Consider the following 25,574-nt stretch of genomic DNA (forward strand, 5'->3'; position numbering starts at 1 on the left):
CGGCGCTCATGGGAAACATTCTATGAACTCGCTGGCCTTCTTCCGCAGGGAAGCCATTATGTTTCTAGTGCCCAGAATGATGATGAGATAGCCCAAGCTGTCTATGACAAGTTCGGGGAACCCGATCCCCAGTACCGGCCGTCACTTGCTGGTTGGACAGATGAACGAAGTGATCTAGCCGATGTGAAAGACCTTCTCAAGGTTCTTATCAATGTGGTTGGTCAAACAGGTGAATTGCCTATGCCCGTAGCACGCCCGCAAACCGCCATGGAGAGGGTGAAGCGGACGCAGATCAAGAAACGACTTAGTTTTATTGAGTCGCAACTTTTCCCAGAAGCGTAAGGAAAACACGATGGCGAACTACAGTGCCGGTTCAGCAAGCGTAACAATCAAACCAGACTTGTCTAAGTTCGCCGAAAAGCTCCGCGCCGAAATTCAACGTATAAATCAATACTATAGCGTTGACATCACCCCTGATATGGGGGCGTTTGCGGCACGACTCAAAGCAGAACTCGAAGCCCAAGCCCACACCACAACCATTAACGTTGACGCTGACACCACACAAGCCGAAACGAAGATCGCCGAAGCGGCGCAAAACAAAACCGCCACCATTAACGTTGACGCCGACACCCTCGAAGCAAAAACCAAAATCGTCGAAGCCACCCACGACCGACGCACCACCGTCAACGTGGACGCAGACACCGCCAAAGCCCGCACCAAAATAATCGAAACAGCCCGAACACGGCGCACACGAATCCTTGTCAACATTGACCTTGCAACAGCAGCCACACGCCTAGCGACGCTCACAAGAACCCGTGTCGTCACCCTCATTGCGCGACTCAACACCACCGCAGCCCAAGCCAAACTGACAGCACTCAGGGCACAAATCATGGCCCTACATGCAGCAGGCCTCAAACTCGGTGTCATCAGCGCAGCAATCGGTGGTATCGGCGCACTTGCAGCCGGCGCCATCGGCCCACTATCTGCAATGGTCGCTCTCCTAGTGCAGGCCTCTAGTGTTGCAGCAGTCCTACCCGCAGCACTCGCAGGAATGGGCGCAGGGCTCGGTGCTCTCATTGTCGGTGTTGGCGGTGTTGGCAAAGCTTTCGGGGCAATGGGGCAACAAGCATCCGGTGCAGGCTCATCTGCGGGGGATTCCATGGAGAAAACCCAACGCGCCGTCGAATCCGCAGAACGCGCCATCGTCGAAGCAAACAGAGGAATCCGTGACTCTGAACGCAACCTCGCCCAAGCACAAGAACGCTCTCGGCAAGCGCAAAAAGACCTCACCAACGCCCGCAAAGAAGCAAAAGAAGAGCTCAAAGACCTCAACGAACGCCTCCGAGAAGCCGCCCTCAACGAAGAAGACGCAACACTTGGAGTCGCACGCGCCTACCAACGCCTCCAAGAAACCAAATCCTCCTCCAAATCCTCCGAACTCGACATCGCAGAAGCTGACCTTGCCTACCGTAAATCCATCAGCACACTGCAACGCGTCAAAGACGAAAACGACAAACTCGCAGAATCCACCGCCAAAGCCAACGCACAAGGCGTTGAAGGATCAGAAAAAGTCGTCAACGCGAAAAAAGAAGTCGAAGACGCCCAATACAACGAACTCAAAGCCTCCGAACAACTCGAAGACGCTAACTACCGGCTCGTTGAAGCCAACAGGCAACTAGCAGACGCCCTCTCAGCCGTTGGCGATGCAGCCAGCGTGGCAGCAGGCGGCATCGACCCCTTCGCCGAAGCCCTCGCGGCACTATCCCCAAACGCCCGCGAATTCGTCCTTGCCATGCGCGATTTAGGCGACCAGTGGAATGACCTCAAACTCGCCACCCAAGACCGACTCTTCGAAGACCTCGGTGCGGCAGTCACCACACTGGCAAATGTGCAACTCCCAGTTCTAAAAACGGGACTATCCAACATTGCGGGGGAGATAAACACAGGGCTACGCAACGCCATCGCAGAGTTCTCGAAAGAAACCGCCGCCATTGATTTCAGCACCACGCTGAACAACGCACGCGGCATGTTCGCGCAACTCGCAGAAGCAGCCAAGCCACTATCCAACATCTGGATAGACTTCGCCACAGTCGGCAGCGCATACCTACCACGCCTCGGTGCAGCTATTAATGAAACCTTGGGTGGGTGGGCAACCAAAGTCGACCAAATGCGACAAGATGGGAGCCTCGCCGAAAACATCGAACAGGGAATCCAAGCCTTTAAACGCCTAGGCCACGGAATCCAAACCACATGGAGTCTTCTGTCTGGTTTCTTCGGTGCAGCAGCACAAGCCGGAGTCCCATTCCTTGGGATGATGGGGGCGGCCGTCGAAAACATGGATGCATGGGTCAACAGTGCCGAAGGGCAAGAAACCCTCGTCGCCATGTTCACCTCCGCTAGCAACGCCATTAACGCGCTCATGCCCGTATTCGGTGCCATAGGAACCATCTTCGCTACACAAGTCATCCCATTCTTCGAAAAACTTACGGTGGCAGCAGGGCCGGGGCTTACCAACGCATTCCAAACCTTGGGTGATGTGTGGCAAACCCTGCAACCAGTCGCACCAATCTTGGGCGCTGCTATTGGCACATTAGCAACGGCATTCGCCCACATTCTGGAAGCAATCGCCCCGATTATTGCGTTCCTCGCGCCAGTGCTAATACCAGCGTTAGCAGCAATTGCGCCGGTTATTGCAGTGGTTCTTGGCCCGATTGGTTCATTCGTGGGGATGCTTCTCAAGGTCACCTCAGTGCTGAAACATGCTAAAACAGCGTTCACAGTGCTACGAACCGCCATGACACTTCTCACGGGTCCCATTGGCATTATCATTGGTGTGGGAACCTTACTGGTTCTGGCGTTCGTGAACCTCTACAAGAACAACGAAGCATTCCGCAATGCCGTCAACAAGCTAGGCGCCTACCTTAAAGCAGGGTTCATGTCGGCAGTTGACGGGGCAAAAACGTTTGTTATCCGACTCGCTGGGGCGTTCCTTCATGCCAAAACAAAAGTCGTTGAGTGGTGGAACTCCACGAAACAACGCTTCTCCAACTTCCATGAGGCCATCAAACAGATGCCCACCAAAGTCAAGGAAGTGTTCAACAACGCCAAAGAATGGCTCAAGAACGCCGGGCGAAACATCATCAACGGCCTGCAAGAAGGAATGAAACAAGCGTGGGCGTCGGTATCCAACTGGTTCGACGACAAAATTAACCGCCTCCGTCACCCATTCAGTGGAGGCAGCGGGCGACGACAAGCCTACGGCGGTTACACCACCTACGCCGATGGTGGCATCACCGCATACGCGGATGGTGGTGTTCCACGAAAGTCGAAGCAAGAAGCCCAAATCGCCCGCGGTGGCGAATGGGTTGTGTGGGCCGAAGACGAAACCCAAGGCGAATCCTTCATCCCACACGCACCATCCAAACGCGGACGCGCAACCCAAATCCTTGTCCAAACAGCCGACATTTTTGGTTACGACGTAGTTGACAGGACAGGGCAACGTGTCCAACGCGACGGCACGAACATTAGCCCACGCCCAGCCCAACGAATCCACGCCTACGCTGATGGTGGCATCACCGTCGAAGACATGGACAATTTCGCCCGTGGTCTCGAAGGCAAACCCTACGTGTGGGGTGGCGTTAACTGGGGTGACTGCTCCGGTTCCATGTCCGCCATCAGTCGCTACGCGGCAGGTCTTGATCCTTTCGGCGGGCGCTTCGCCACCGGCAATGAAGGCGACGCCCTCCGCGCCATGGGATTCAGCAACGGCAAAGGCGGCCCCGGTGCTCTCACCATTGGTTGGTTCAACGGTGGCCCGTGGGGTGGTCACACCGCGGGCACACTGCCTAGCGGCACGAATGTGGAAATGGGTGGTGGTCGTGGTAACGGCCAGTTCGGCGGCTCAGCAGCCGGTGCTAACGATCCACAATTCACCGATCATGCGCACTTGCCGGCTGAAATGTTTAAACCGATCAAGGTTCCAAAGATGGGCGGGTTGGAATTCGGTCGTGGTGATTCCTCCGAAGACCTCGTGAATTTCCGTGAATCCGAAGCATCCGACCCCATGTCTTACGGTGCGGAAGACGGTACAGGGGAATCATCACCAACCACCCTTGGCGAGTTGGGTTCCTCGTGGCTGAAATCCATGTCTAAGATCGGGTTGGAAGCCTTGACTGGTTGGGTTGATGACGCTGCGAATGCCCTCGTGGGGCAAGCTGAACTTCCACCAGTGTTCAAAGCATGGCAAATGTTTGAAAAAGCGCGTATCAAAGCGAAGAAGCAAACCAACCCTGCACAAGCAGCTAACCGTATCTCTGAGGTGGAGCAAGAATCCGCAAGGTTCCTTCGTGAGAACCCCGATGCGGAAACCGAAACCGTCACTGGTGGCTCACTGGTTGATCTGCAACCAGTAGCAACAAACACCCGTGGCGGGGATGTAATTCACCATGTGTGGGACCCTGCTGGTGGTGCGGAACAGTGGCGTCCAATGGCAGCACAAGCCATCGCGCATGTTGGTTTGAACAATTCGAAGCCACAAGTTGACGCAATGGTCAAACAGATTCAATCCGAATCCGGTGGTAACCCCAACATTGCTCAACAAATCGTTGACATCAACGGCACGGGCGACGCCGCCGGTGTGGGATTGTTGCAGATCATCCCATCAACATTCGCGGCACACCGTGACCCCACACTCCCGAATGATCGCCGTGACCCATGGGCGAACATGAACGCAGCACTCCGCTACTTCAAATCCCGCTACGGCCTCGACCTCACTGGGGTATGGGGTAAAGGTCACGGATACGCCAACGGTGGCAGCGTCTGGGGTAAGGGAGGCTCACGCCAAGACCTCATCCCAGCCGTGCTATCCAACGGCGAATTCGTGAACAACGCCGCAAGCGCGCACGCAGCCCGACCACTGCTCACCGCCATGAACTCCGATCCCGGTTTCGCGGCCTCTCTGAACAAGGCATTCACCAACACCACGAATAATGCCTCTCACCACGCTGGTGATGTGAAGATCAACTACACGATTCAAGCGTCCAATGCGGATGAGGGGCTGCGTTTGGCTGAAATGCACGCTAAGCAACAAGTTTTCTCTATGAGAGGAGCACGCTAAATGGCAGAACCCCTTTTGATCGAAATTATTGGCACCCATGGCGAAATATGGACTGTGTCCGGCAACGGCATGGGTGCCGAAGGTGTCGAACTCGACATCAGCCCCGATGATCTGCACAGTGAAGCACCGTTTAAGGGCATTTGGTCATCTTCTGCTTTTGAAGAAGGCGCAACACTTACGGGTGTCACGTGGGAACCACTGGATTTAGCGTTAACATTCAACATTTTCGCCTCCGAAGATGGGGCCAATTGGGAGGATGTTGAGGGGCGTTTCTACGGTTCGTTTGATCCGGTGGACACTTCAAAGATTCGTGTGACGTCCCCAGAAACGGGAACGTCGCGGTCGTTGGACGTGGTGAAGCTTTCTCGCACGATCACGAAATCGAAGCATGATCCCCGTATTGGACAGTATTCGAAGATGCAGGTCATGCTTCGTGCACCTCATCCTTTCTGGGAAGGTGACACGTGGGCAAGTTCGTTTAAAGCCTCCAGTGGAACCGGAAGCGGCTCGGTCACAATCTCTAATCCCACTGATTTGCCCATGTGGTTGCAGTGGACCGTGACCGCACCTGGTACATGGAAACTGCCGGATTATTCCTTCAAGAATGATTCAAAGGCACGCCGCACGATTACCACCCCGCGGTTGTCATCGGGGCAGCACTTGACCATTGACACGTATCCGAGAACGGAACGGTATGTTGCCGACGATGGCAGTAACATTGCTGGTTTGTTCGGTGGTGTGGATTTCCTTCACCCTGTGCCACCGCATACACCAGAAACTGAGCTACCTGTGAGTGTGTCGGGTGGTTCTCGTAATGCTGAATGCATGGTGCGGATGGTTCAGTATTGGCAACGCCCCTACGGGATGGGGGCATAATGGGACAACCATCAGATGACATCATCCGACTGTGGGAGAACGGTAAGCGTGCACGCGAAGAGCGTATTGAAGCACGCCGTGCGCTCCCACAGGTTCGCTTATGGGATGGTGATTGGAACTTTGTTGGCAGTGTCAATGACGCAATGGAAGGCAAGTTCCAGTGGAAGCTTAACGACACTGGTTCTGGTTTCCTGAAACTTCGTATTGATGACCGGCTCGCACAGTGGGCAATCCAACACCGTAACCGTGGCAAGAAGAACATTCACGTCACGATGGATAAAGACGGTGCACGCTGGTCGGGTCGCGCCTGCCAAGTCTTGCTGAAAAAAGACACCAATGGTGAACGATTCGTCGAACTGCACTTCCTCCACGATTACGAGGAAGTCAAACATGTGTATGTGTGGCCGAACCCGTATCTGCCATCGGCGGTACAGTTCCCACGCAGTTTCACCCTCGTTGGTCCTACACGCTGGGTGTTGAAAGTCGCTTTGATGCTCAACATTCGTCGTCTTGCCGGCAAAGCCTTCTCGTTCCCAGAAGACCCCCTCGACGGTAAGTCGTGGGTTGGGGTGTCTGGAACCGAGTTCTGGGGTGTGCAGGTTGCCCCCAATAGCCCCTTGTCGTCGGATGCTTCACCGTGGACTGTGATTTCTTCCCGCATGAAGTCATGGCATGAAATGGCGAAGCAAAAACTTGCTGATGCTCAACTATCCGTTGAGTGTAGGCGCTGGCTAACGGGTGATCCTGAGCCGTGGCCGGGTGCACGTATTCGGCACGGGTGTTTGGTGATCGATATTGTGGACAAGTCGGGCTATTGGTCGGAAGACGGCACTGTGTTGTCGGGTAGCCGCGAGAGTGGTTTTGTTCGCACCCTGCAAACCGTGTTCGGTGGTGGTGATCTTGATACCCGTAACACGGTATTGCCCGCGCCTCGTGATGTTCCCCAGTATCGTCAACGCAACTGGTTGGGTACAGCACCCAACTACCCTTATGTTGTTTACAACGATGGTCCGATTACAGGTGTGGAATCCTCCGAATACGCGTGGGAACCAGCTACTAGTACCCAAGTCGTAACAGGTGGGCATAGTGCCTATGGTGTCAACGAAGCTATTTCCGCAACGGTGAAACTTGTTGGCAACTACATCGGTAACTTCATTCTGCTCCCAACATTGGGCGCTATTGCCGATACATTCCTACAGCCGATTTATGCGGACACCTTGTTTGCGTGGATGACCAGTTATTCCAGCAACAGGTCAAGGGAACTGGGCTGGTCACACTACTATGAGCACTTTGTTGATGGGGCTGATAAGGCCTACACCATTTCCGCTGTTCTAGCGCTACGCCGTGGCATGTGGGAGACACGCGAAAAAATATCCCACAAAATCAACGTCGCCGACGGTGCCCCATGGTTTATCGGCGACCAAGGACAAGGGCACTACTTCCTCGGCGACCGAATCGGGGCCACAATCCAAGGCCTCGGTGAAGACATCGTCGTAGTGGAGCAAGTCACCGAATTGGTTTATGAATTCAACCGAACAAAACGCGGCTGGTCGTGTGTTTGTGGTGATTTGTCATCCCAGCATTCCCCATTGGAGCAGGTTTTGTCCCAAGTGAAAGAAGTTCAATCCGCCGCACACGATCTAGGAGTGATTTAATGGCCGGTCTGCCACTACAAGGGCATTTAGATGATGAGAACCCAGAAGAGCATTTTCTTTGGGCGCTCGTGGGGTTAGCTGGGCCGCAAGCCCAAGCACCACTGCTGGTTCCAACAGGGATTATGCGGAAATGGTCGCAGCACCTTTATGAGTGCGGTTTCCGTCACCATGATGAGCTGCAAACCATCAAATATGTGCCACCACATGGCACCGATAACTGGGTGATGGGGGCGGCAGGCCGGTGGGTGCCAATTGAAGAAGTACTCGACGCTAAAGACACCGTCCCGAACACCGATCACCTCAGTGCTGATGAGAAACGCCTGCTCATGCAGCAATTGCAATCCGAGCTGGATTACACCGCAGAACACGCAAAACCACTTGATAACCATGCGACCGTAAAGGATGCTACAGATGAGTGACAAGATGTTCCTTCTTGACGGGAACAACCCTGCGAAGGACCCGAATTCCAAGGATGCCCGCCACCGTAAAACCACCACTGAGGTTAAAGAACTCGATAGTGGTCTAACTGAGGGCACGTTGAAAGCACAGTTGCGTAAGGAACTGGATGAGCAGTTCATGGGCAATCGTGGTTTTTTCCAGAACTTGTTTGGCACCATTGGCAAGATTTTAGGCGGGGCTGTCCAACTAGGTGTCGGCATTCTCGCAGGCATCGGGCAAGGGATTGCAGCCCTGATTAGTGGTATTGCCAGCGCTATCACTGGTGGCGGTTTCGGAATCTTCAAAGAGATTGGCAACGCCACGAAGAACATCCGTGACGGGCAATTACAACTCAATAGCCGTGTTGACCTGCTTTCCCCGATCCAAGACTACGGGTCTGTTTATATGGACAGGGGCAAAGAGGTCAACGGTCCGCAGGTGCTACCAATGACTACACAGATTGGGCCTATGCAAGGTTGCGAGATGTATAGAAACGGTATCCGCTTCCTTGATAAAGGCCTTTGGGATATTCGCGCACAGGTGACCTTTTCATGGGTTGTCATCTCCACCTCCAGGGCAACGTGGTCGGTTAATGTCCACAGGCCTGATGGTCAGCTTTATTCTTTCCAACAGTCCACTTTTTATGCCTCTGAAAACACGACACAAACCATTGTGTCATCTGTTGTTGTCCCAGATTCTGGTTACTACGTCACTGTTGAGGTGGACACTCTCGCAAGCAGTCGTGGTGTCCTATCCGGGCCCTCACGTAATCGCCTATCCGTTCAACACATCAGCAGAAGCGTTCACGGCGATTGGTCGAACGGCAACGGAGAATCCGATCCACTTTCCAATTCGCGGACCTAATGAGAAAGCAACACGCATATGACAACTGTTTCAATCGATGTTGCCGACGCAGGTATCAAAACCCGCCCCGGTGACAAAATCATCTACTATGCGCCACGATTCAGAAAAAACGGGTCACAAGTAGTCTCCACCGCACCGCAAACAGCGGATGTTTCCAAAGGCGGGGCCACCATTGAGGTACACCCTGGTCCTTTGATGGTGGAGTTTCGGTGCCGTAATTTTCAGGATTCTCAACCATTCCGTGTGGTTGTCCCCGATAGTGGGCTGGTTACTCTTGCTGACCTTTTGGAGAAGTCCTACCGCTACGAGCCGCAAGTTTTAAGCGAGATTCAGCAGTTCATCAACGCTGCAAAGCGTGATGTGGCAGGGTTCCGTGGTGAGTCCGAGCAGAATGCGTTAGCGGCGAAGGAAGCCCAAAAAGCTGTGGCGCGTAGCGCTTCGGAGGCTAAGAAGGCAGCAAGTGAAGCGGCTATGCAGGCGGCGGATGCGGCTGGGCGTAATCTTGAGAAGCGCTTCTCGCAGATCAATGATGAGGTGCGTGAGTCAAAGACTTCGGTTGAGTCTGCGGCACAGAAAGCATTGCAGGCTGAGAAGCTAGCAAAAGAGTATGCGTCTGGGGCTAAGAGTGGTGAGTCTGCGGCACAGAAAGCACAGCGAGCAGCGGAGTTGGCGCGTGATAAAGCGCTGGCTTCGGAAAGTGCTGCGGGGGAGAATGCGAAGACTGCTTCCTGGTCTGTAGAACAAGCTAGTGCGTATGAGCAGGGGGCGAAGGCTGCTAAAGCTGGTCTTGAGGAAGCACTAGCGGGGGTGAAAGAAGCGCGTTCTGGTGCTGAGCAGGCACGGGATGGCGCTGTGGAAGCGCGTTCTGGTGCTGAGCAGGCACGGGATGGCGCTGTGGAAGCGCGTTCTGGTGCTGAGCAGGCACGGGATGAGGCGAAGCGTGCCGCTGGTGAGGCTGCTGGTTCTGCGGCTACACAAGCGGCGGATAAGGTTCGTGAAGAGGTTAAAAAGTCAACGGAGAAGGCAACTTCGGAGGCTAACCGTGCTGAACAAGCAGCTGAGTCAGCGGTGGTTGGTATTAAACCGGACACGGTGAAGAAGTCGATGCTTACGGAGGATTTGCGTGGTGAGATCGACGCGAAAGCGGATCAAAGTACTGTCACGGAGGGATTAGCGAAGAAGGCTAATTTGGCTACTGTTACAGCACAGTTGGCTGAGAAGGCTGATAAGGCTGTGGTGGAGAAGCAGCTAGGGGAGAAGGCTGATTCTGCGGATGTAGCTAAGCAGATCTCCGCTATCCCGAAACCCACGTGGGAGGGGCTGGAGGGTAAGCCCGCGGATTTTAAGCCGTCGGCGCACACCCACGCCACAAAAGAAATAACTGGTCTAGATGAAGCTCTCAAGGCGAAAGCCGATCTAATCACGGTAGATGAGAAAATCAAGGCCATCCCTAAGCCGGTCAATACGTGGGGTGAGCTGCAAGAAAAGCCCGCGAAGTTCCCACCTGAGACACATAAGCATGGAATTGCTGATGTGACTGGGCTGCAAGACGCTTTGGATGAAAAGACCACGCAGGCCTATGTGGACGGCAAGATTAGTAGCCTGCCGAAGCCTGCTACGTCGTGGTCTGAGATCACAGGCAAACCAGACTCATTCCACCCTGAATCCCACTACCATTCCACCAGCGACATAAGTGGTCTGGATTTGATGCTGCAGGATAAGGCCAGCTCCTCACACACCCACAAAATAGCGGATATAACTGCGCTTCAAAAAGTTCTCAGTAAACATACTGGGATGATAAACGAATGTAGGGTTGAGATTGGTAAAAAGGCTGATAAAAGCGAGATCGCTGGCATGGCCAGCAAGCACGAGGTGCAGCAGTTGCAGGCCACGGTGAACGCTGCCCCGAAGATAATGGTGGTTTCGCAGATGCCGACACATCCAGATAACTCGACTATTTATCTGGTTCGGTGATTGGTGATGGGTAAACTGAGAGTCGGGGATAAAACCCCCAGCAAGATTTACTACGGACGAGCTTCGGTAAGACAGGTGTATTACGGGGCTACGAAGATCTGGCCTGAGATCCCAGCATGGGAGCCTGGAAAATACTACAACCCTGGTGACGTAGTCCTGTACGGAGGTAGGGCCTACCAATGCACCCAGATTCATAAATCAAATGCGGAATATACCCCCTATACCCGTGGGTTCTGGATACCTATTTAATAAATAGGTAGCGCTGGCCTCGCAAAGCCCAATAGTCCAAGGCCCCAGCCGTGGAAGCAAAAATAAACGGAAAATATGACATGGAGGAGATTTTATGAGCGTTGAGACACTACAAAACCAAGTACAGAACCTCACCACCGACGAGTGGACGGAGTTTTTCGCATGGTGTGGCACAGTCGAGTACCCGCGTAGGAAAGCCCAGCCCTTAGTGGACGAAGCACAGGCCGAGGTGGTGAAAGCCCTACAAGACGAGGGCAAACTGACCAAGCCCGATGCGCTCACCGATCCAGACAAGCTTCCGGAGGACCTCACGGATGTACCAGAGTGGGCAAATCCGCACACCGATCATGCGTCCATGTATCGCAGAGGTGATATTGTGCGCGTCGGTGAAAAAATCTACCTGTCGCAATTCGACGGGTTGAATCACTGGCAGCCAGGGGCTACCGATGTACTGCCGACGATTTGGCTGGACATCACCCCAATCCCCAAAATCACAGACGAGGCGGGTCACGAGGTTGAGGCCGGCACCGTGAAAAACCCGATCCCGTGGCGAGCCGGCATTGAGCTACACGAAGGCCAGTACACCACACACGGCGGGAAACTCTACAAGGTGACCCGTGATGTAGAGACCCTCGACCCCACCCACACCCCAGATACGCTGATTGGGCATTTCTATGAGGAGGCCACCCCAGAGGATGAATTCGGGGAGGATGACGCATGGGAAGACCCTAATACTGTTGAGGATTTCAAGCCACCGACTGGTCAGTATGACGCCTACCCACTAGGCAAGAAAATCCGATTCGAGGGGCATGTCTATGAGAACGTCATGGAGATGAATGCCTTCTCACCGGCGGATTACCCCGACGGCTGGAAGCGACTCGACTAACCAAGCACCCCACGTAGGGTGCATTTTTTATGCCCTCACCACGGTGGGGGCTTTCTGTATGCCCAAGGAGCATAAAAATTGACGCTATTTGGCATAGACGTCTCCGAACACCAGTCGGGGATGAACCTGCTGCGTGCGGTGCGCGAATCCGATTTGTCTTTCGTGATCATGCGGACAAATGACGGCGATTATAGGGATCGCTGCTATCGCTCGCATGTGGATGATGCACGCAGGAGTACCGCAGCTCTCGCCGCCTACACCTACCTGCGTAACCCCAGTGAGGGTTCCACGCTGAAAGCACAGGTGGATACGGCTCTAGCTGTGATGGGGGATCGCTGGCGGCTACCGATATGGCTGGACTGCGAGACAAACGCGGGGCTGGCCATGGGGCATATCCGTGAGGTGAAGCGCCTTTTTGAGGCTGCTGGGATCACGGTGCTGGGGGTTTATTCCTATTGGCCGTGGTGGCAGCAGCACGGGGGCGACACCACCGAATTCGCACACCTGTGGGGTGCCGCATATCCGCGCACCAGCACGCTTCCACACACCGAATTGTATGGCGGCGACCGGCACCCCCAGTGGGATAAGTCCATGGGTGGCCGTCCCGTTGAGCTGTGGCAGTACGCGTCATCTGCGCTGGTATCCAGCTGGGTACGTGGCGTGGACGCTAACGCGTTTCGCGGCGATGTCACCCGCCTACAAGCACTTTTCAATAGTAGAAAGGAGGCGGTCGTGGAGAAAGTCCTCGACTACCCACGCTCACAAATCACACAAGACACCGGCTACTACTGTGGTCCTGCATCCACTCAGACCGTGGTGGCAGCGGCTACGGGGAAGATGATTCCCGAGTCTGATCTGGCTAGGAAGCTCGGCACCACGATTAACGGCACCGACTATATCGGGCAGTTTCCGGCAGTGCTTAACACTCTTATTGAGGGTGGGGAATACACGCACCGTGACGTAGGCGCATACCCCAATCAAGAGGCAAAGAACGTCATCTGGGGTGAGATCACCAACTCAATTAACGCCGGTCGCGGTGTCATCGCAAACATCGTGGCCCCACCATCAAACTACCCCAAGGCGGTTCCCCCGTCCACGATCAGCCCCACCTACGCCGGCGGAACCGTCTACCACTACATCGCGGTGATGGGCTACTCCGACGCGGGCGGCCGCAGACTCTGGATCGCAGACTCAGGCTTCTACCCCTACGGATACTGGATCGGCTTTGATCAATTCTGCACGCTGATCGTCCCCAAGGGGTACGCCTACTCAAAGACAAAAATCCGAATCAAGCAGGAAAAACATATGGATATTGATCTTCAGAAACTCACTTTTGAGCAGCTCGCAGGCGCGGGCCGCGACAACAAAGGCAATCCCACTTTCAACGGCTGGGACATGGAAAGTCTCAAGGGCATTGCTGAGAAAAAGCTCGCGGAAAAGGGCTCGCTGACACTTGTGGAAATGCTGGTAATGGTGTTTTTTGCCCAGCTTGAGCAAGGCGAGGCCATTAAGCGTATCAACGCACAATTGGAAGGAAAATAACTGTGAAAAAGTTTAATATCAAGTCCGCGTGGGTTCAGCGTAAGCTCATCTACGGTGCGCTAGCCGTCGCGCTCGGCGTGGCCGTCGCTTTCGGGATCATCACCCAAGAGCAGGCAGACGGGGTGACCGCTAACCTCGATTCGATTATCGGTGTGCTCGCGTCATTGTCTTTGGCGCTTGCGTCTGCGAAAACCCACGAAGGGTCTGATGACAAGACCACAAAAGGCGATCTAGACGCGGCGCTCAAGAAGATTGACCGTCTATCCGAGGCTGTACAAAACGTCGTCAACAACGCCGGACGGGGCGACGAGCCGAAGCCAGAAACACCCGGCGCGCCGTTCGGATCTATCTACCCACAGGGGTGAGTGGTATGCAGTTTCTTGGTAGGGCGGTGCGGTCTACGCGTGCTGGTCTGCTGATTTTGGCGACCTCTGCGATGCTGCGGGCGTGGTCTTATGCTCCGTGGCAGGTAGATCAGCAGCGTCGTCCGGTGCACTGGCTGGAATCATTGACTACCCCGATGGTGTGGGGCGGGGTGTGGGCTTTCATTGCTTTTATGCTGGTCGTGGCTATTTTTTGCCATAGGGTCATACCTGTAGCTGTCGGCTTGGTTGTCTCTATGCATGCCGCGTGGTGTCTGTCTTTTACGTGGCAGACGCTGGTTGGGGAGTCTTCTAGGGCGTGGGTGACTGCGATTAGCTATGGGTCTACCTCGCTGCTGGTGTTGTGGGCGTTTTCTCGCGCCTACCCCACTGTGCGGATTGATCTGGGTGATCGGAGGGAGGATCCCCGTGGAGGAGTTGACTAACCCGATTCTGAATTTTCTGCTCGGTGGTGGGTTGGTCGCGATCATCGGCTATTTCACGGCCCGTGTCACAGCACGCGCCCAAAAGGAGTCTGCTGAGGTGGAGGCTAAGGGCCCTGAGTGGCAGGCATATGTGCAGGAGATGAAGGATTGGACGAATGCCCAGCTGAAAGAACGGGATGTTTTAATTTCAAAACTTGAGGTGGAGGTGGGGGAGCTTAGGGAGAAGTTGGAGGTGTGGAAAAGCCGCTATTATGTGGCGATTCACTACATCCGTACCCTGCATTTGAGTTTTCCTGATTCTCGCACGATGCACCCCGTCCCTGATGAGTTGGAACAAGACTTCTAAAAATAATCCCCCTACTGGCGTAACTGCTGGTAGGGGGCTTATTTTGCGTTTTATAGCTTTCTTACTGTGGGGCGTACTGGGGCATCATCGGGGCCTTTCATAAAAGGCTGAATGAAAAGCGGCTTGCGCTGTCCGTGCTTTGGGCCGCATGCTTGCTGTCGCCAGTGGCCGCGCACCATAAATCGCACTGATAGGTGACGCTCCCCGCTGCTTTCGCTGCTGCCGCTAGTATGATCACCGGTACGCCCGCCGCCGCGAACGTTGATCACCCGCACGGCGCTAGGAGGCTGTGTTTTGCTACCGCTGCTGCGGTTGCGGCGTGAGGATTTATTGACTGTCTTTTCCTCAGCTACTCCTGGCTGCTGCGATAGTAACCAGATTGATCCGAGGAATTGCACCGCAGCGAATTCGTCGCCGTCCCGTGTCGGCAGGGGTGTCATTTTCTCGAATTTCGAGCGCCTTGTCATGATCTGCGAGGCCTGGAACACGAACATCAGCCCCTCGGTAAGGTCGCCGCCTTCCCCGTACCATGTGACAGCGGTGATGGAATCTTTGTCGTGATTGTATGTCCACCCGATAGCCCGTATCGGGGCGATCTTGCTTGTGATGATTGATTTCACGGCGGGGCTTTCCCCATCGATCCACATAAAGCCACTGGGGGTAGGCATAGCCTGTGTGGGGGACCATTCCGGCAGGGACTCAGCGGCACCTGCGGCTAGGGTGCACATATCATCTGTGATCCACCACAGTGCCATCTCATCGATCTGGGACGCCAGCGCGGGATCGTAGATATAGTATTGTCTGGATATTTTGCCACGTAGGGAGGGTAGGTCTTTTATTTTCATGATTCTATGATGAGGTCGAGTGTCTGGCAGTCGAGTGCTACGGCTGCAAGCTCTAGGAGCTTGCCGTCATCAGGAATTTGCGGGATAAGCTCAATGAACTGCTGGCGTAGCTCTTCGCGGGTGCCCGACCATGCGAAGTGATCGGTTTTTATAGTGATCATGGTTTTATGGAGGCCCATATGGCTGGCTAATTCAGGTAGTCAGCCATATGGGTTATGTGCGGTTTTTACCTTACTTCGAGTGGGAGGCTTAGGAATTTTTTAAAATTTCTTGCCATTGCTCGGAGGAAAGAATCTGGTATTCAATACCCTTGATCTTTTTCACATCCTCAAGGATCGTACGGGTTTCCATAGCCCCCAGCGGGGATACATGCACCCACTGCCGTGTTGATTGGTGCCATGTGAGGAGAGCGTCTTTGAGGTGCTTACGGATGACCGGGGCGTTGGTACGGTCGGTGATGGTGGCGGTGATAACTGCTGCGTTTGACATAATGTGCTCCTAGATTGTGTAGCCGTAGTGGGCGAGAATGTATTCGGTGATGGTTTTCTTGTCGGTGTCGCTCATAGGGTCGTCGGTGAGTCTGAGCATTTCCGCGACTGTCCACACGATGACATCGTTGCTAAAGAAATCGTGTCCGAATTTGGTGAAACCTTCATTGCCCAGGACTGTTGGGATGTAGCTGTGGCGTGCTTTGCTTTCGACGTTGAGCGCTTCACGGAGTGCGAGGCCACGGGCGTAGCGTTCCGCCCATAAGATAGCTTCTCGTTGTGTTTCACTTTCGGGGCGTTTTGCTGCGTGGTTATCGCAGGCGCGGAGGAGGTAGACGGCTTCCGCTAGCATGACGATTCCGAGGTAGTACTTGCAGGTTCCTGTGTTGACCATGATGTGTTCCTTTGGCTTATGGAGGTTGCGGCCTCCGCTTCTTGCTTACATGTAAATAGTATCATGTGATACTAAAGTAGTGCAAGTTGATTGGGAAAAATTATTTGCCGTCCCTAATTCGACGCACCCGAGGAGCCAAATACCTGGAAGCCTTCGCCATCGCATAATCGCTAACACCCTTCAACGCTGGATCAGTCATTAATACTTTCATCTCATCCTCCAGCCCCTTCAATGTCGCCTTAGCGATTCTGATACGCTCGCCAAGATCGCGAATATCCTCCAGCTCGTCAGCGTCACCAGCGTCGAAATCCTCCACGCTAATCACATTGTCGTGGACATTAAACTCATGTGGCTCGGCGGCGGAGGAAACAACCATTCCCCACTCGGCGGATGAAGGGTTTGGGTTCCGCTTCACATTCACCTTGCGACCATAGACTTTGCGTGCTGCCGCCGCAACGGTTTTCCCTTCGATGGTTCCAGCTTTGAGGAAACGAACTTTTTTCATGACATTCTCCAAGTCTTGATGTAATCTACTAACTATCCCCGCACTAAGCGGGGGTGAGCCCTTTTAATATCTCTACCGGGATGTTAAAGCTCAACATTCCCTGCACTAGCAGGGTGCGCCCCACCATGTGGTGGGGCTTTTCTAATGCCCTATGTAATTAACTCTTAGAAATAATATCTGATGATACCACCAACCTGTAGTATTGTGGGTATAAAAAACCGCCCACCCACACAACATGGGGAGCGGTCATAAAACATTACATTAACTTCAACGTCAAAATGTTCGGCTGCGAAGAATCAACCACATGATAACCATGCGAAGACAGCCCAGAAACTAAAGTCTTTGACCGGCTGGCATCGTCGGTAACGGGGAACTCAAATTCTTCCACGAACCCGCCATCAGGATTCGAAACAACCGCACCAAGGAAATCGGGGCCGATTTCAACTCCACAAGTGAACGTCTCGTACATGTTTTCTTCGAGTAGGTCTTTGATTTCTTGTTCGGTGAGGGCGTCGGGGATTTCCCATGAGCCATCGTCTTGGCGGGTTCCGATTGCGGCTGCCATGGCGTTTGGGTTGTAGAAGCCTGGCGTTTCGGTTAGCTCGTCGATGGTGTCTTCGATGGCTGTTTTGAGTTCGTCATATGTGCCGAAGTTCATTGGTTGTCTCCGATTTTGTTAAGGCGTTCTGCTGCGAGTTTGAGGTAGGTATGGTCGGTGGCTGGGGCGTTTGCCGCCATGTAGTTGAGTACGGCTGCGAGTTCTTTGTTGGTGATTGTGGCGTTATCCATTGTCGTTCTCGTCGTTGAGATATAGGAAGCCTTGTTTGTCGAGTTCTGTCATGATGTGGGTGGTGGTGTTGTCCCAATTGAACCATGGGCAGGCATCTATTGCTCCGCTGGTGTGGAGGGCTTGTTTGATGGTGGTTTTGAGGTCGTTTATTTCTTGCTCAAGTTGTTGTTGGTCCATGTCCGTGTGGTGTTGGGGGTGGCTTCCTCTCTAGGGGTCGAACCTAGACTTCGGGGACCAAAGCCCCGCGTGCTGCCTGTTACACTAAGAGGAAATAGTGTTGCAAAATAGTTTTAGACACACCAGTATAGCATGGGTTTTGTTTACAACAGGGTGGGGAATGATGCGGAACGCCTCGCGCCACCCGGAAAGGAGAGTGTCCGATTGTTTGTGTGCGGGGGGGGCTTGGTTTACAAGTAGTCCGCGAATCGGTCGGGGTAAGCCACGGCTAGTTGGTTGATGGCTTGTTTCCACCCGGTGGCTTTCGCTCCTTCAATATAGCCGTTGCATTCGATGGCGCGCTTCGCTTTCTTCGCTCGCTGGGCAGCGCGCTTGTCCTCGATGTTGCAGATCATCAGCCACAGCGTTTTCAGCGCCGCGGTATCGTTCGGGAACTGGCCGCGGTTGCGGGTGGCTTTCCGCAGCTCAGCATTCAGCGATTCGATCGAATTCGTGGTGTAGAGTACCCGCCGTGCCGCAGGCGGGAACTGCAAAAATGGCACAAACCGGTCCCAGGCGTCGCGCCAGACTTTGACCGATTGCGGGTATTTACGGCCCAGTTCACTGGCCTCGAATGCGTCCAGGGCGGCGCGGGCGGTGTCCTCGGTCGGTGCGGTGTAGACCTCCCGTAGCGCACTTGATACGGGTTTGCGGTCTTGGTAGGACACCCACCTGTTGGCCGCCCGGATCAGGTGCACGATACAGGTCTGCACCATGGAATTCGGCCAGGTTGCCTCCACGGCTTCCGGCAGGCCTTTGAGCCCGTCGCAGCAGACGATGAACACGTCTTGGACCCCACGGTTGGCAAGGTCAGCGCACACGGATGCCCAAAAACTGGCGCCTTCATTGTCTGCGATCCACAATCCCAGGATGTGCTTGATGCCGTCCATGTCGACGCCTACCGCCATGTAGCAAGACTTGTTGACCACGCGGTGGCCATCGCGGATCTTCACTCGCAGCGCGTCGAGGAAGATCACTGGGTAGAACTCGTCGAGCTGGCGGTTTTGCCAGATCATGACCTCTTCTAACACCGCGTCGGTAATGGTGCTGATCGTATCTGGGCTCATATCCACCCCGAGGGTGGTGGCGAGGTGGTGCTGAATATCGCGCACGGTCATCCCACCGGCGTACAGGGAGATGATCATGTCATCAAGCTCCGTCAGACGGCGGGTGCCTTTAGGCAGCATCCGCGGCGTAAACGTGCCAGCTCGATCCCGGGGCATAGTCACATCAAAGGTGCCGTAGCCAGAGTTGACGGTTTTGGTGTACGACCCGTTGCGGTGATTGCCACCATCCGGGGTGCCCAGCTGGGCTTTCGCCGTACGATCAGAGTGCGCGTATCCCAGATGCGCGTCCATTTCAGCCTGCAGACCAGCGTTGATCGATGCCTGCAAAAGACCTTTGACCAGGTCGCTGGCATCATCGGTGGAAGTCGACAACTCGCCGATCAGTTCGGCGATTTCCGGATTTTCCATCAGCTTAGCGCTGATCTCGTTGACCCTGTTCGGGTCATGACCTTTCCTCGGTGACACGGTAGTCATTATCAGTGAAACTCCTTCTGGATCAGAGCCTCACACACAAAACACCTGACACCCTCCCCGGAAAGTATCACACGAAGCGCCCCACAACTACGACTGCACTAACCCTTACGCGCCTTACTTGTAAGATGCCACTTACCGCACGGGCACCTATACGCCCGAATCGGCAAATGCTTATACCGCCCAGTCCGCCACGCCTCACGCAAACGAACCAGCGCATTTTTCCGCGACTTAAACCCCTGCTTATGAGGTGTGGGGCAGGAGACTGTCACAATGGCACCCTCCGCCCAACCCACTTGCACAGCCCGGTTAAGCGCTCTAATTCACGCTTATACATTTCTGGGGTCTTCTCACGGTAAAGAACCTCAACAAGGACGTCATCTTGAATAGCGATCTTTTCCACGAGGGAAAAGTTCTCCCACTCCCGCTTCACAAGATTAATCGTGTCTTGAAGGTTTTTACCGTGACGTGGCAACCCAAACCGAATCGCCATCAGAACAATGTTCCCAGAAACCAAATGCCTAGTTGGCGCCGTCATCAATGCACCTCAACATCTGGGACAATAACCGATGGCTTGAACACCACCTTGTAGAAATTATCAGACACATTCGCGCCGCTTATCTGCTCCGAAAAATAAGTCACATTGTCCGACAACCCAAGGAAATGCTTCTTAAACTCCCCACCATCCTTACAAATCACTTCCAACTGGCCTTGATCATCATTGATGTTGCAATAACCCTCAACCGACAACAAATACTTGTCAGTGATGCCATTGACGAACACAATCCGGCGGGCAATTTTGAAATTCTCAGCATCCTGTGTGATGTTGTGATTCACCACTGTGGAATCATTAACACACGCTGTCAGTGTGACGGCTGCGACGATTAGCGGAATGATAACTTTCTTCATTACTGCTCCTTAGCTGGGAAAATATTCGGCGCAATGGTGGCGAGTTGATCTGCTATCATCCCCATGACTTCTTGCATCTCAGCATCCACATCCGGCTGCGTGCGACGGTTAATAACCTCTTTCCATGCGCGCATATTGCCGGTCACAACGATGCGGGTTTCCACCATGTTCGGCAGTACCGCACGGGCTGCTTCGCGGGCTTGCTTACGTGACAATCCTTCTTCGGTGAGTGCATCTGTGAGAATTTGGTAGTTCAACGCACACTTCTCGGAAATCCATTGCAATGCGTCTTCTGCGGTTAGTTCCTCGCCGTTTCGGGCGACAAGTCCCGCTTTGTAGTCCCTGAGTGCTGGTGGGATGACTACTCCTGGTTTTGATTCATCAACGAATCGTTGGGAGAGCTGAGAGAATGAGAGGTGGCGGTGGCGGATGAGTTCGTGTGTGAAGGCTCGTGATACGCCGGTGATGTAGAACGTTGCGCTTGCGTGTTCTGCGATTGACCAGTGCCCTCGGTTGAAGAGGGTGTTGGCAGTGTATTTTTCTGTGGTGTTGGTTGCTTCAACGGGGCGGTGGAAGGACTGGTAGCAGGCGCGTCCGGCGAATTCGATGAGGGTTTCTACTTCGGAGGCATCTGGGTTGATGTCCATGAATTGGGTGATTGGTTCGCAGATGGTGGTGCGTGCGATGAGGTGCGCTTTGGGGGTTGCGATTGTCATTATGTGACTCCTATTTGCTGGTCTTGCGGTGTTGTTCGAGGGCGATTTGTAGAACTGCGATGAGTTCTTCAATTTCGGTGGGGGTGTAGGCGAGTTCTGCATCATCTGCGGGGAAAATAACACCTGTTTTTGTGAGCACCCCGAAGGTGAAATTTTTGCTGCGGATCATGATCCTCGGGTAGAGGGCTTCTACACCGTTTACGGTTGTGAGGTCGTCGATGGTGATGTTTGCGCGGTGTTTGTCGATGTCATCGCACTTTTCTTTAAGTTCGTGTGCGTAGCTGGTGAGTAGATGGAGTAGGTGTTCGTTGTGTGTACGTAGCTGTTTGATGGTGCGGGTCTTGTTGAAAAGTCTCATCGTGTGGCAAAACAATTTTGCAACACCCCAGTATTAAAAAAAAGGGCCGTTGACCCTTGGGGTGTTGCTGCGAGTCCTTTAGCTCGCGGTAATTTTAGGCTAGCCCTTCGTCGTGGAGTAGCTTGTTGGTGAGTTGTTGGATGCGTTGGTGTTCGGCCCATTCGGCTTCCGCCAGTGCTTTTTCGTAGGCGATTTTTTCTTCGTTTACTTTGGTGCTGGCGTTGATGAGCATGACTGTCCCAGATACAACACCGACTATTCCGCCGACCGCGCATCCTCCTACTGCTCCGTCTGACCCTCCGAGGATGATGGCGAGTAGCGGGATGAGAAATGATGCGATTATTAGCCCTGTGGGGATGATGAGGGTTTTACGTTGTTGCTGGTAGCGGAGTTTTGCGACGATGATGTTGGGGTGTTGTGGTGTTGGCATTGGTTTCTTCTCGGGTTGAGGTGTTGGTGTCTAGTTTAATGGTACGTTTTTTACGTGTTTGTTAGCTATTTATTCATGGGATGAAGTGAATGCATCCACAAAGACCATGACCATGATCGCTGCGGTGAGTATGAAGATGCACCAGCTTTCAAATGTGTTGTGATAGCACGCGCCTATAAACGCGCTCGCAGCTCCGAGTGTTGCAAAGAATAGGGAAATTTTTTGTAGAAGGTTTGTTCTTTTATGGGGTTTCATGGGTGACTCCGAATGCGTCATCGAGGATGTTGTTGATTTGTGCGACAACATTTTGGGCGATTGTGGTGTTGTTAGTAACGCGCGCTATTTCGTAGATGGTGAGATCGGTGGATTTGCGCAGGTCTTTGATGGGGTTTCTTTGATTTTTCCGTCCATTCGGCAACTCCGGCTTACGTATTGCACGATTTGTGAGCCTAGCCCTGTGAGATATTGGGCGATGTCGAGGGATTGTGTGCCCGTTGGGTCGCGGTGTTTGGGTAGTTTCGTCTTCTCATTGAGAAATGTGCGATACACCTGCCCAAACTCATGCAGCAGGGTGACCCATTCCCGTGCGGTGTTGAGGTCTTTGATCTTGGTCAGTCGCAGCGCAAGGTAGTATAACGCCTTGCCCGCATCCGTCCTAGGCCGTGAGGTGAGATAGCGCCGAACAACGCGTTGGGCATGAACTAGGCAGCGTTGAATCATGGTGTTGGGCCACAGGGCTTTTATTGCTGACCAGGCTCCTAATCCGCCGTCGAGTACTACACATAGTGGTGGTTGTAGTTTTGAGAGCAGTCTTTTGTAGGCCTTAGTGGATTCTGTCTTACACCAGTGCCAGCACAGTACATGGGTGCGTGATGCTGCAATGAGTAGGCATCCGCCATTGGTGTAGGTTCCGTCGATGAAGACTTGGTCGTAGATGCGGTTCTTATCTGGGGTGTTGGGGATATCGATAAGCCAGAACGGTTCGAATTTGCGGTTGAGAGTCCATCGGCTGCATCCGCGGTCTTCGGCAAGTTGGCTTAACGTGTGGTTGCCACTCGTATAGGAGATGAAGGCCTTGAAGTCGGCGATGTGGGTAAGGTCTGTTCGCTTTTTGGTGGTGGAAGCACCGCAGTCGGGGCTGATGCAGCGCCATCTAGTGGTGCCTTTTGTTGTTGTGCCGTTTTTCTTCATTTGCCCTGCACAAACCGGGCATCGTGGTCGATTCTTAGACATGAAGACGAATCAAACCGCACGTGCTAGCACAAGTACGGTTCAAAACTCGGGATTGGTCGAAATCCACCCCGATATATTGCCTGCCGGAATATACACGCAGCTTTTAGCTATTGTGACCAGCAGACTTCAAGAAGATCAGACACACTTTTTGCTACTTAGCCCTTATTTGATGATTTTTCAATCTCGCTGAGTGGCGCGGGTTTCAAGTCCCATGTTTCGAAACTCGCACAGATTTGGGGAGGGCCTTTAAAGAGGCTGCCCATGATGGTTTCGACGTGTTCTTTGACACTATTTAAGCCACACAGCTTGGCTACCTTCTCATGGCCTAGGTGTAGGTCAGCGGTAAAAATGTTCTCACGATTCCCTCTTCTTGGGGTCGAGCGCTCGGTACAATGACCAGCCGAAGTCAGTGAGTTCCATTCGTTTGGTGATACCAGCTCGGTCTAGTTCCCATGCTGTTTTCCTGGCGGGGACTTTGCCTCGTGCCGCCCTGCGGATTCCTTTGCGGATGTCTCTGGTGAGCATGCCGTAGGCGTGTTCTGGGTTTTGGCGTAGCATATCGTAGATGCGGTCGGATGGGTATCTCCCTGCTTCGTCGAGTGCTTGGTTCATGGCGTTGATGAACCGTCGTGTTTTTTCTACGGTGAGGTGCACGTCACCGTAGATACTGCCACCATGGAGTTTGACATCACCGGCTGGGGTGATGGTGATGGTGGGGAAGGAGGCTATGCCTGTGTGGATGGTTTTGTTCATGGTGTTCTTCTTATGGGAGACGGGGGTGGCGCGGGGGAGGGCGAATCGTGGTTTTCTAGTACGCTTAATTCACGCCTCATTCCCAGGAAGGATTAATTATGTTTGAAGCGAAAATAGATTGCCCAGTCGCAATCGCACACGGCGCCGCTGGTATAGAAGATGGCATTAGGGACTTGTTGAGATGGTTGAGGAAAACAATTGATGTTGAGGAGATGGAAGGCATAGTGCTTTGGGCACCAACCAAATCCGCCATCGAAAGGAATGATTTTGCCCGACGCCTTGCACACGGCAACGATGTCCGTGTCGCAACTGGCCACGAACCGTACAGACTCTTCGCCCGAGATGAAGCTGTTCTTGCATACCTCCCACACAGGAAACACCTGTCGGTATTCAACGACAACCCCAAGATGAAAGCATTAATGGTTCTCACTTGGGGGCAGCCGTTGAATGTGTGGAGTAAAGAAGTCGGCGCTACTGTGCTTTCAGGTGAGGTACCGGACTTTTACCAAGAAGGTATGTTACCTGCACTTCCGGAGGCTGCTGTTGAAATCTTGTCGAGCTGTGGGCAGATCATCAATCACAACAACACAATCACAGGAGGGTATGAGAAGCGTGATGTTAAGAGGGCTTTGGATGAGTTGAAGATACGCGGGTTGATCAATGAGATTGATCGGGATTCGGTTGTTGAGTGGGCTGCGGCGAATGGTTGGTTATGGAAGAATCCGAAGATTCTTGGTGAATATGTTGAGAAGTATCAAAGTGGGCGCACGATTCGTGTCTAACGTAGGAGGTTTTCTAGTCGTTGGAGGGCGATTTGTGGGGTGTGTCCGTCCCATGGTGCGGCTTTGGGGGATTCTGGGATTTTGAACATGTCCCATTTGCTCATGGGGTAGTGGTTGGTGATTTGGTCGGTGGGGTGTTTGCGGAGACGATGAACCAGCCACCACCAAGCATAAATTACCGTCACTGTGACGAATTGACTTGTGTACTGAAATATACCCCTTGGCGCTCCCACTCATTGAAAATTAGGGCGTTATAAGCATACCGGTAGTCATATAGTTCATCAATGTTGTGGTAATTGTCCACGAGTAGCCCCCAGCCTGCGAGATGTTGGGCTGCTTCCCCCCGAATCGTATGTGTTTTCAATAACATTTACGGCGGCATCGAAGTTGGTTTTCCCCAACTTCCCGTCCTGTTCAGGTTCTTCAAGACACACGATGGTTTTCACATCATCAACACTGTTAGTGGAGGGGGTGATGATATTTATTGGGCGGAATTCGGCTTTGAAAATCTTCGTGCCGAATAGTTCATCCGCAACATCATAGGAATCATAGGTGTTGCCGTCCTCGCATACCCATTGTTGTTGTGCGGGTCTGAGAGTTTCGGTATCCCATTCCTCATCGTTAGGTTCGTTGTTGAGGTATTCGTTGTTGGCGAAGATACTGGAACCGGGTGTTGTTTTGAGGCAAACACCAAGGTTGCCGCCGTATATGGTGGTCCCTTGGGGCGCTTCGGATAGGAAGTGGAGTAGATGTTTGATGTCCCCACCGGCAGCTTCAATGGTTTCTTGGAAGATGTTGCGTGGATTCATCCTATTGGCTCTCCGTACACACTCCATACTCTTTGAAGATCAGTGCGAATGTGG

32 protein-coding genes and 1 pseudogene are annotated in these 25,574 nt (G+C 53.4%); 14 read left to right on the forward strand and 19 right to left on the reverse strand.

The genetic code is table 11. The annotated features are described in order from the left end of the window. Positions 1 to 183: 183 nt before the first annotated feature. From AT687_RS12405 to AT687_RS05295, 13 genes are all read left to right on the forward strand, one after another. Positions 184 to 342 carry a hypothetical protein gene (locus AT687_RS12405; RefSeq protein WP_014318992.1) on the forward strand — a complete coding sequence of 53 codons (159 nt, stop codon included), beginning with the start codon at positions 184 to 186 and terminating at the stop codon, positions 340 to 342. A 10-nt stretch (positions 343 to 352) separates the two neighbouring features. After that, a complete protein-coding gene (locus AT687_RS05250) occupies positions 353 to 5,116 on the forward strand; it encodes a transglycosylase SLT domain-containing protein (RefSeq protein ID WP_014318993.1) in 4,764 nt (1,587 codons plus the stop codon). Beyond that, entirely contained in the window at positions 5,117 to 5,992 is an 876-nt protein-coding gene (locus AT687_RS05255; protein ID WP_014318994.1) for a hypothetical protein, read from the forward strand. After that, on the forward strand, positions 5,992 to 7,647 hold the full coding sequence (locus tag AT687_RS05260; RefSeq protein WP_014318995.1) for a Gp37-like protein: 1,656 nt from the start codon (positions 5,992 to 5,994) through the stop codon (positions 7,645 to 7,647). The genes AT687_RS05255 and AT687_RS05260 overlap by 1 nt, the downstream gene beginning before the upstream one ends. Beyond that, positions 7,647 to 8,066 (forward strand): phage gene 29 protein family protein, encoded by a 420-nt coding sequence (locus AT687_RS05265; RefSeq protein WP_014318996.1) that lies wholly within the window; start codon positions 7,647 to 7,649, stop codon positions 8,064 to 8,066. Before AT687_RS05260 ends, AT687_RS05265 begins: the two co-directional genes overlap by 1 nt. Then, complete coding sequence (locus AT687_RS05270) at positions 8,059 to 8,949, forward strand: hypothetical protein (protein WP_014318997.1); 891 nt, start codon at positions 8,059 to 8,061, stop codon at positions 8,947 to 8,949. The genes AT687_RS05265 and AT687_RS05270 overlap by 8 nt, the downstream gene beginning before the upstream one ends. Positions 8,950 to 8,967: 18 nt before the next feature. Then, a complete protein-coding gene (locus AT687_RS12985) occupies positions 8,968 to 10,923 on the forward strand; it encodes a phage tail fiber repeat family protein (RefSeq protein ID WP_014318998.1) in 1,956 nt (651 codons plus the stop codon). Positions 10,924 to 10,929: 6 nt separating this feature from the next. Beyond that, positions 10,930 to 11,172, forward strand: coding sequence for a carbohydrate-binding protein (locus AT687_RS13490; protein ID WP_041740495.1), 243 nt, complete (start codon positions 10,930 to 10,932; stop codon positions 11,170 to 11,172). A gap of 94 nt (positions 11,173 to 11,266) precedes the next feature. Then, a complete protein-coding gene (locus AT687_RS05280; protein WP_014318999.1) occupies positions 11,267 to 12,058 on the forward strand; it encodes a hypothetical protein in 792 nt (263 codons plus the stop codon). A gap of 78 nt (positions 12,059 to 12,136) precedes the next feature. Continuing rightward, on the forward strand, positions 12,137 to 13,600 hold the full coding sequence (locus AT687_RS12990; RefSeq protein ID WP_014319000.1) for a GH25 family lysozyme: 1,464 nt from the start codon (positions 12,137 to 12,139) through the stop codon (positions 13,598 to 13,600). Between the two features lie 2 nt (positions 13,601 to 13,602). Then, a complete protein-coding gene (locus AT687_RS05290; protein WP_014319001.1) occupies positions 13,603 to 13,965 on the forward strand; it encodes a hypothetical protein in 363 nt (120 codons plus the stop codon). A 5-nt stretch (positions 13,966 to 13,970) separates the two neighbouring features. Beyond that, positions 13,971 to 14,408: a hypothetical protein gene (locus AT687_RS12410; protein WP_041740497.1), complete on the forward strand. Its 438-nt coding sequence runs from the start codon at positions 13,971 to 13,973 to the stop codon at positions 14,406 to 14,408. Beyond that, complete coding sequence (locus AT687_RS05295; protein ID WP_016830334.1) at positions 14,392 to 14,754, forward strand: hypothetical protein; 363 nt, start codon at positions 14,392 to 14,394, stop codon at positions 14,752 to 14,754. The genes AT687_RS12410 and AT687_RS05295 overlap by 17 nt, the downstream gene beginning before the upstream one ends. Positions 14,755 to 14,804: 50 nt before the next feature. On the opposite strand, the gene AT687_RS05300 is transcribed toward AT687_RS05295, so the two are convergent. From AT687_RS05300 to AT687_RS05375, 16 genes and pseudogenes are all read right to left on the reverse strand, one after another. Then, complete coding sequence (locus AT687_RS05300; RefSeq protein ID WP_014319003.1) at positions 14,805 to 15,599, reverse strand: AcrVA2 family anti-CRISPR protein; 795 nt, start codon at positions 15,597 to 15,599, stop codon at positions 14,805 to 14,807. Then, a complete protein-coding gene (locus tag AT687_RS12610) occupies positions 15,596 to 15,760 on the reverse strand; it encodes a hypothetical protein (protein ID WP_167596964.1) in 165 nt (54 codons plus the stop codon). The genes AT687_RS05300 and AT687_RS12610 overlap by 4 nt, the downstream gene beginning before the upstream one ends. A gap of 88 nt (positions 15,761 to 15,848) precedes the next feature. After that, positions 15,849 to 16,088 (reverse strand): hypothetical protein, encoded by a 240-nt coding sequence (locus tag AT687_RS05310; protein ID WP_014319005.1) that lies wholly within the window; start codon positions 16,086 to 16,088, stop codon positions 15,849 to 15,851. A 9-nt stretch (positions 16,089 to 16,097) separates the two neighbouring features. Continuing rightward, entirely contained in the window at positions 16,098 to 16,481 is a 384-nt protein-coding gene (locus AT687_RS05315) for a hypothetical protein (protein WP_014319006.1), read from the reverse strand. Between the two features lie 100 nt (positions 16,482 to 16,581). Continuing rightward, positions 16,582 to 16,986: a hypothetical protein gene (locus AT687_RS05320; RefSeq protein ID WP_014319007.1), complete on the reverse strand. Its 405-nt coding sequence runs from the start codon at positions 16,984 to 16,986 to the stop codon at positions 16,582 to 16,584. A gap of 256 nt (positions 16,987 to 17,242) precedes the next feature. Then, complete coding sequence (locus AT687_RS05325; protein WP_014319008.1) at positions 17,243 to 17,644, reverse strand: hypothetical protein; 402 nt, start codon at positions 17,642 to 17,644, stop codon at positions 17,243 to 17,245. Continuing rightward, positions 17,641 to 17,775, reverse strand: coding sequence for a hypothetical protein (locus AT687_RS13280; RefSeq protein ID WP_014319009.1), 135 nt, complete (start codon positions 17,773 to 17,775; stop codon positions 17,641 to 17,643). The genes AT687_RS05325 and AT687_RS13280 overlap by 4 nt, the downstream gene beginning before the upstream one ends. After that, on the reverse strand, positions 17,768 to 17,953 hold the full coding sequence (locus AT687_RS05330) for a hypothetical protein (RefSeq protein WP_014319010.1): 186 nt from the start codon (positions 17,951 to 17,953) through the stop codon (positions 17,768 to 17,770). Before AT687_RS05330 ends, AT687_RS13280 begins: the two co-directional genes overlap by 8 nt. Before the next feature lie 230 nt (positions 17,954 to 18,183). Then, positions 18,184 to 19,533 carry an IS256-like element IS1132 family transposase gene (locus tag AT687_RS05340; RefSeq protein ID WP_014319011.1) on the reverse strand — a complete coding sequence of 450 codons (1,350 nt, stop codon included), beginning with the start codon at positions 19,531 to 19,533 and terminating at the stop codon, positions 18,184 to 18,186. A 265-nt stretch (positions 19,534 to 19,798) separates the two neighbouring features. Next, positions 19,799 to 20,068: a hypothetical protein gene (locus AT687_RS05345; protein ID WP_041740500.1), complete on the reverse strand. Its 270-nt coding sequence runs from the start codon at positions 20,066 to 20,068 to the stop codon at positions 19,799 to 19,801. Further along, positions 20,068 to 20,439 carry a beta-sandwich lipoprotein gene (locus tag AT687_RS05350; protein ID WP_014319013.1) on the reverse strand — a complete coding sequence of 124 codons (372 nt, stop codon included), beginning with the start codon at positions 20,437 to 20,439 and terminating at the stop codon, positions 20,068 to 20,070. The genes AT687_RS05345 and AT687_RS05350 overlap by 1 nt, the downstream gene beginning before the upstream one ends. After that, a complete protein-coding gene (gene thyX, locus AT687_RS05355; protein WP_014319014.1) occupies positions 20,439 to 21,155 on the reverse strand; it encodes an FAD-dependent thymidylate synthase in 717 nt (238 codons plus the stop codon). Before thyX ends, AT687_RS05350 begins: the two co-directional genes overlap by 1 nt. 10 nt (positions 21,156 to 21,165) lie before the next feature. After that, positions 21,166 to 21,513 carry a hypothetical protein gene (locus AT687_RS05360; RefSeq protein WP_014319015.1) on the reverse strand — a complete coding sequence of 116 codons (348 nt, stop codon included), beginning with the start codon at positions 21,511 to 21,513 and terminating at the stop codon, positions 21,166 to 21,168. 94 nt (positions 21,514 to 21,607) lie between these two features. Beyond that, a complete protein-coding gene (locus AT687_RS05365; RefSeq protein WP_014319016.1) occupies positions 21,608 to 21,943 on the reverse strand; it encodes a hypothetical protein in 336 nt (111 codons plus the stop codon). A 483-nt stretch (positions 21,944 to 22,426) separates the two neighbouring features. Further along, a pseudogene (locus AT687_RS05370) lies at positions 22,427 to 23,176 on the reverse strand (IS1249 family transposase); the annotation flags it as partial. Positions 23,177 to 23,530: 354 nt separating this feature from the next. After that, positions 23,531 to 23,929, reverse strand: coding sequence for a hypothetical protein (locus AT687_RS05375; protein WP_014319018.1), 399 nt, complete (start codon positions 23,927 to 23,929; stop codon positions 23,531 to 23,533). A gap of 98 nt (positions 23,930 to 24,027) precedes the next feature. Between AT687_RS05375 and AT687_RS05380 the strand changes: the two genes are divergently transcribed. After that, positions 24,028 to 24,711, forward strand: coding sequence for a hypothetical protein (locus AT687_RS05380; protein ID WP_014319019.1), 684 nt, complete (start codon positions 24,028 to 24,030; stop codon positions 24,709 to 24,711). Here the strand turns inward: AT687_RS05380 and AT687_RS05385 are convergent. The 3 genes from AT687_RS05385 to AT687_RS05390 are packed head-to-tail and all read right to left on the reverse strand — an operon-like array spanning position 24,708 to position 25,520. Beyond that, positions 24,708 to 24,896 carry a WDGH domain-containing protein gene (locus AT687_RS05385; protein ID WP_041740502.1) on the reverse strand — a complete coding sequence of 63 codons (189 nt, stop codon included), beginning with the start codon at positions 24,894 to 24,896 and terminating at the stop codon, positions 24,708 to 24,710. The two genes, AT687_RS05380 and AT687_RS05385, sit on opposite strands and share 4 nt — an antisense overlap. Continuing rightward, a complete protein-coding gene (locus AT687_RS13600; RefSeq protein WP_462138034.1) occupies positions 24,893 to 25,081 on the reverse strand; it encodes a WDGH domain-containing protein in 189 nt (62 codons plus the stop codon). Before AT687_RS13600 ends, AT687_RS05385 begins: the two co-directional genes overlap by 4 nt. Further along, positions 24,993 to 25,520, reverse strand: a complete 528-nt coding sequence (locus AT687_RS05390; protein WP_014319021.1) for a hypothetical protein — start codon at positions 25,518 to 25,520, stop codon at positions 24,993 to 24,995. Before AT687_RS05390 ends, AT687_RS13600 begins: the two co-directional genes overlap by 89 nt. Positions 25,521 to 25,574: the final 54 nt, after the last annotated feature.

Source organism: Corynebacterium diphtheriae (genome assembly GCF_001457455.1).
In the GTDB taxonomy this organism is placed as follows: Bacteria; Actinomycetota; Actinomycetes; order Mycobacteriales; family Mycobacteriaceae; genus Corynebacterium; species Corynebacterium diphtheriae.

Coding starts and splice junctions, on each gene's coding strand:
- AT687_RS05250 (WP_014318993.1), top strand. CDS start 353: ATGGCGAACTACAGTGCCGGTTCAGCAAGCGTAACAATCAAACCAGAC.
- AT687_RS05255 (WP_014318994.1), top strand. CDS start 5,117: ATGGCAGAACCCCTTTTGATCGAAATTATTGGCACCCATGGCGAAATA.
- AT687_RS05260 (WP_014318995.1), top strand. CDS start 5,992: ATGGGACAACCATCAGATGACATCATCCGACTGTGGGAGAACGGTAAG.
- AT687_RS05265 (WP_014318996.1), top strand. CDS start 7,647: ATGGCCGGTCTGCCACTACAAGGGCATTTAGATGATGAGAACCCAGAA.
- AT687_RS05270 (WP_014318997.1), top strand. CDS start 8,059: ATGAGTGACAAGATGTTCCTTCTTGACGGGAACAACCCTGCGAAGGAC.
- AT687_RS12985 (WP_014318998.1), top strand. CDS start 8,968: ATGACAACTGTTTCAATCGATGTTGCCGACGCAGGTATCAAAACCCGC.
- AT687_RS13490 (WP_041740495.1), top strand. CDS start 10,930: ATGGGTAAACTGAGAGTCGGGGATAAAACCCCCAGCAAGATTTACTAC.
- AT687_RS05280 (WP_014318999.1), top strand. CDS start 11,267: ATGAGCGTTGAGACACTACAAAACCAAGTACAGAACCTCACCACCGAC.
- AT687_RS12410 (WP_041740497.1), top strand. CDS start 13,971: ATGCAGTTTCTTGGTAGGGCGGTGCGGTCTACGCGTGCTGGTCTGCTG.
- AT687_RS05300 (WP_014319003.1), bottom strand. CDS start 15,599: ATGAAAATAAAAGACCTACCCTCCCTACGTGGCAAAATATCCAGACAA.
- AT687_RS12610 (WP_167596964.1), bottom strand. CDS start 15,760: ATGATCACTATAAAAACCGATCACTTCGCATGGTCGGGCACCCGCGAA.
- AT687_RS05310 (WP_014319005.1), bottom strand. CDS start 16,088: ATGTCAAACGCAGCAGTTATCACCGCCACCATCACCGACCGTACCAAC.
- AT687_RS05315 (WP_014319006.1), bottom strand. CDS start 16,481: ATGGTCAACACAGGAACCTGCAAGTACTACCTCGGAATCGTCATGCTA.
- AT687_RS05320 (WP_014319007.1), bottom strand. CDS start 16,986: ATGAAAAAAGTTCGTTTCCTCAAAGCTGGAACCATCGAAGGGAAAACC.
- AT687_RS05325 (WP_014319008.1), bottom strand. CDS start 17,644: ATGAACTTCGGCACATATGACGAACTCAAAACAGCCATCGAAGACACC.
- AT687_RS13280 (WP_014319009.1), bottom strand. CDS start 17,775: ATGGATAACGCCACAATCACCAACAAAGAACTCGCAGCCGTACTCAAC.
- AT687_RS05330 (WP_014319010.1), bottom strand. CDS start 17,953: ATGGACCAACAACAACTTGAGCAAGAAATAAACGACCTCAAAACCACC.
- AT687_RS05340 (WP_014319011.1), bottom strand. CDS start 19,533: ATGACTACCGTGTCACCGAGGAAAGGTCATGACCCGAACAGGGTCAAC.
- AT687_RS05345 (WP_041740500.1), bottom strand. CDS start 20,068: ATGACGGCGCCAACTAGGCATTTGGTTTCTGGGAACATTGTTCTGATG.
- AT687_RS05350 (WP_014319013.1), bottom strand. CDS start 20,439: ATGAAGAAAGTTATCATTCCGCTAATCGTCGCAGCCGTCACACTGACA.
- thyX (WP_014319014.1), bottom strand. CDS start 21,155: ATGACAATCGCAACCCCCAAAGCGCACCTCATCGCACGCACCACCATC.
- AT687_RS05360 (WP_014319015.1), bottom strand. CDS start 21,513: ATGAGACTTTTCAACAAGACCCGCACCATCAAACAGCTACGTACACAC.
- AT687_RS05365 (WP_014319016.1), bottom strand. CDS start 21,943: ATGCCAACACCACAACACCCCAACATCATCGTCGCAAAACTCCGCTAC.
- AT687_RS05375 (WP_014319018.1), bottom strand. CDS start 23,929: ATGAACAAAACCATCCACACAGGCATAGCCTCCTTCCCCACCATCACC.
- AT687_RS05380 (WP_014319019.1), top strand. CDS start 24,028: ATGTTTGAAGCGAAAATAGATTGCCCAGTCGCAATCGCACACGGCGCC.
- AT687_RS13600 (WP_462138034.1), bottom strand. CDS start 25,081: ATGTTATTGAAAACACATACGATTCGGGGGGAAGCAGCCCAACATCTC.
- AT687_RS05390 (WP_014319021.1), bottom strand. CDS start 25,520: ATGAATCCACGCAACATCTTCCAAGAAACCATTGAAGCTGCCGGTGGG.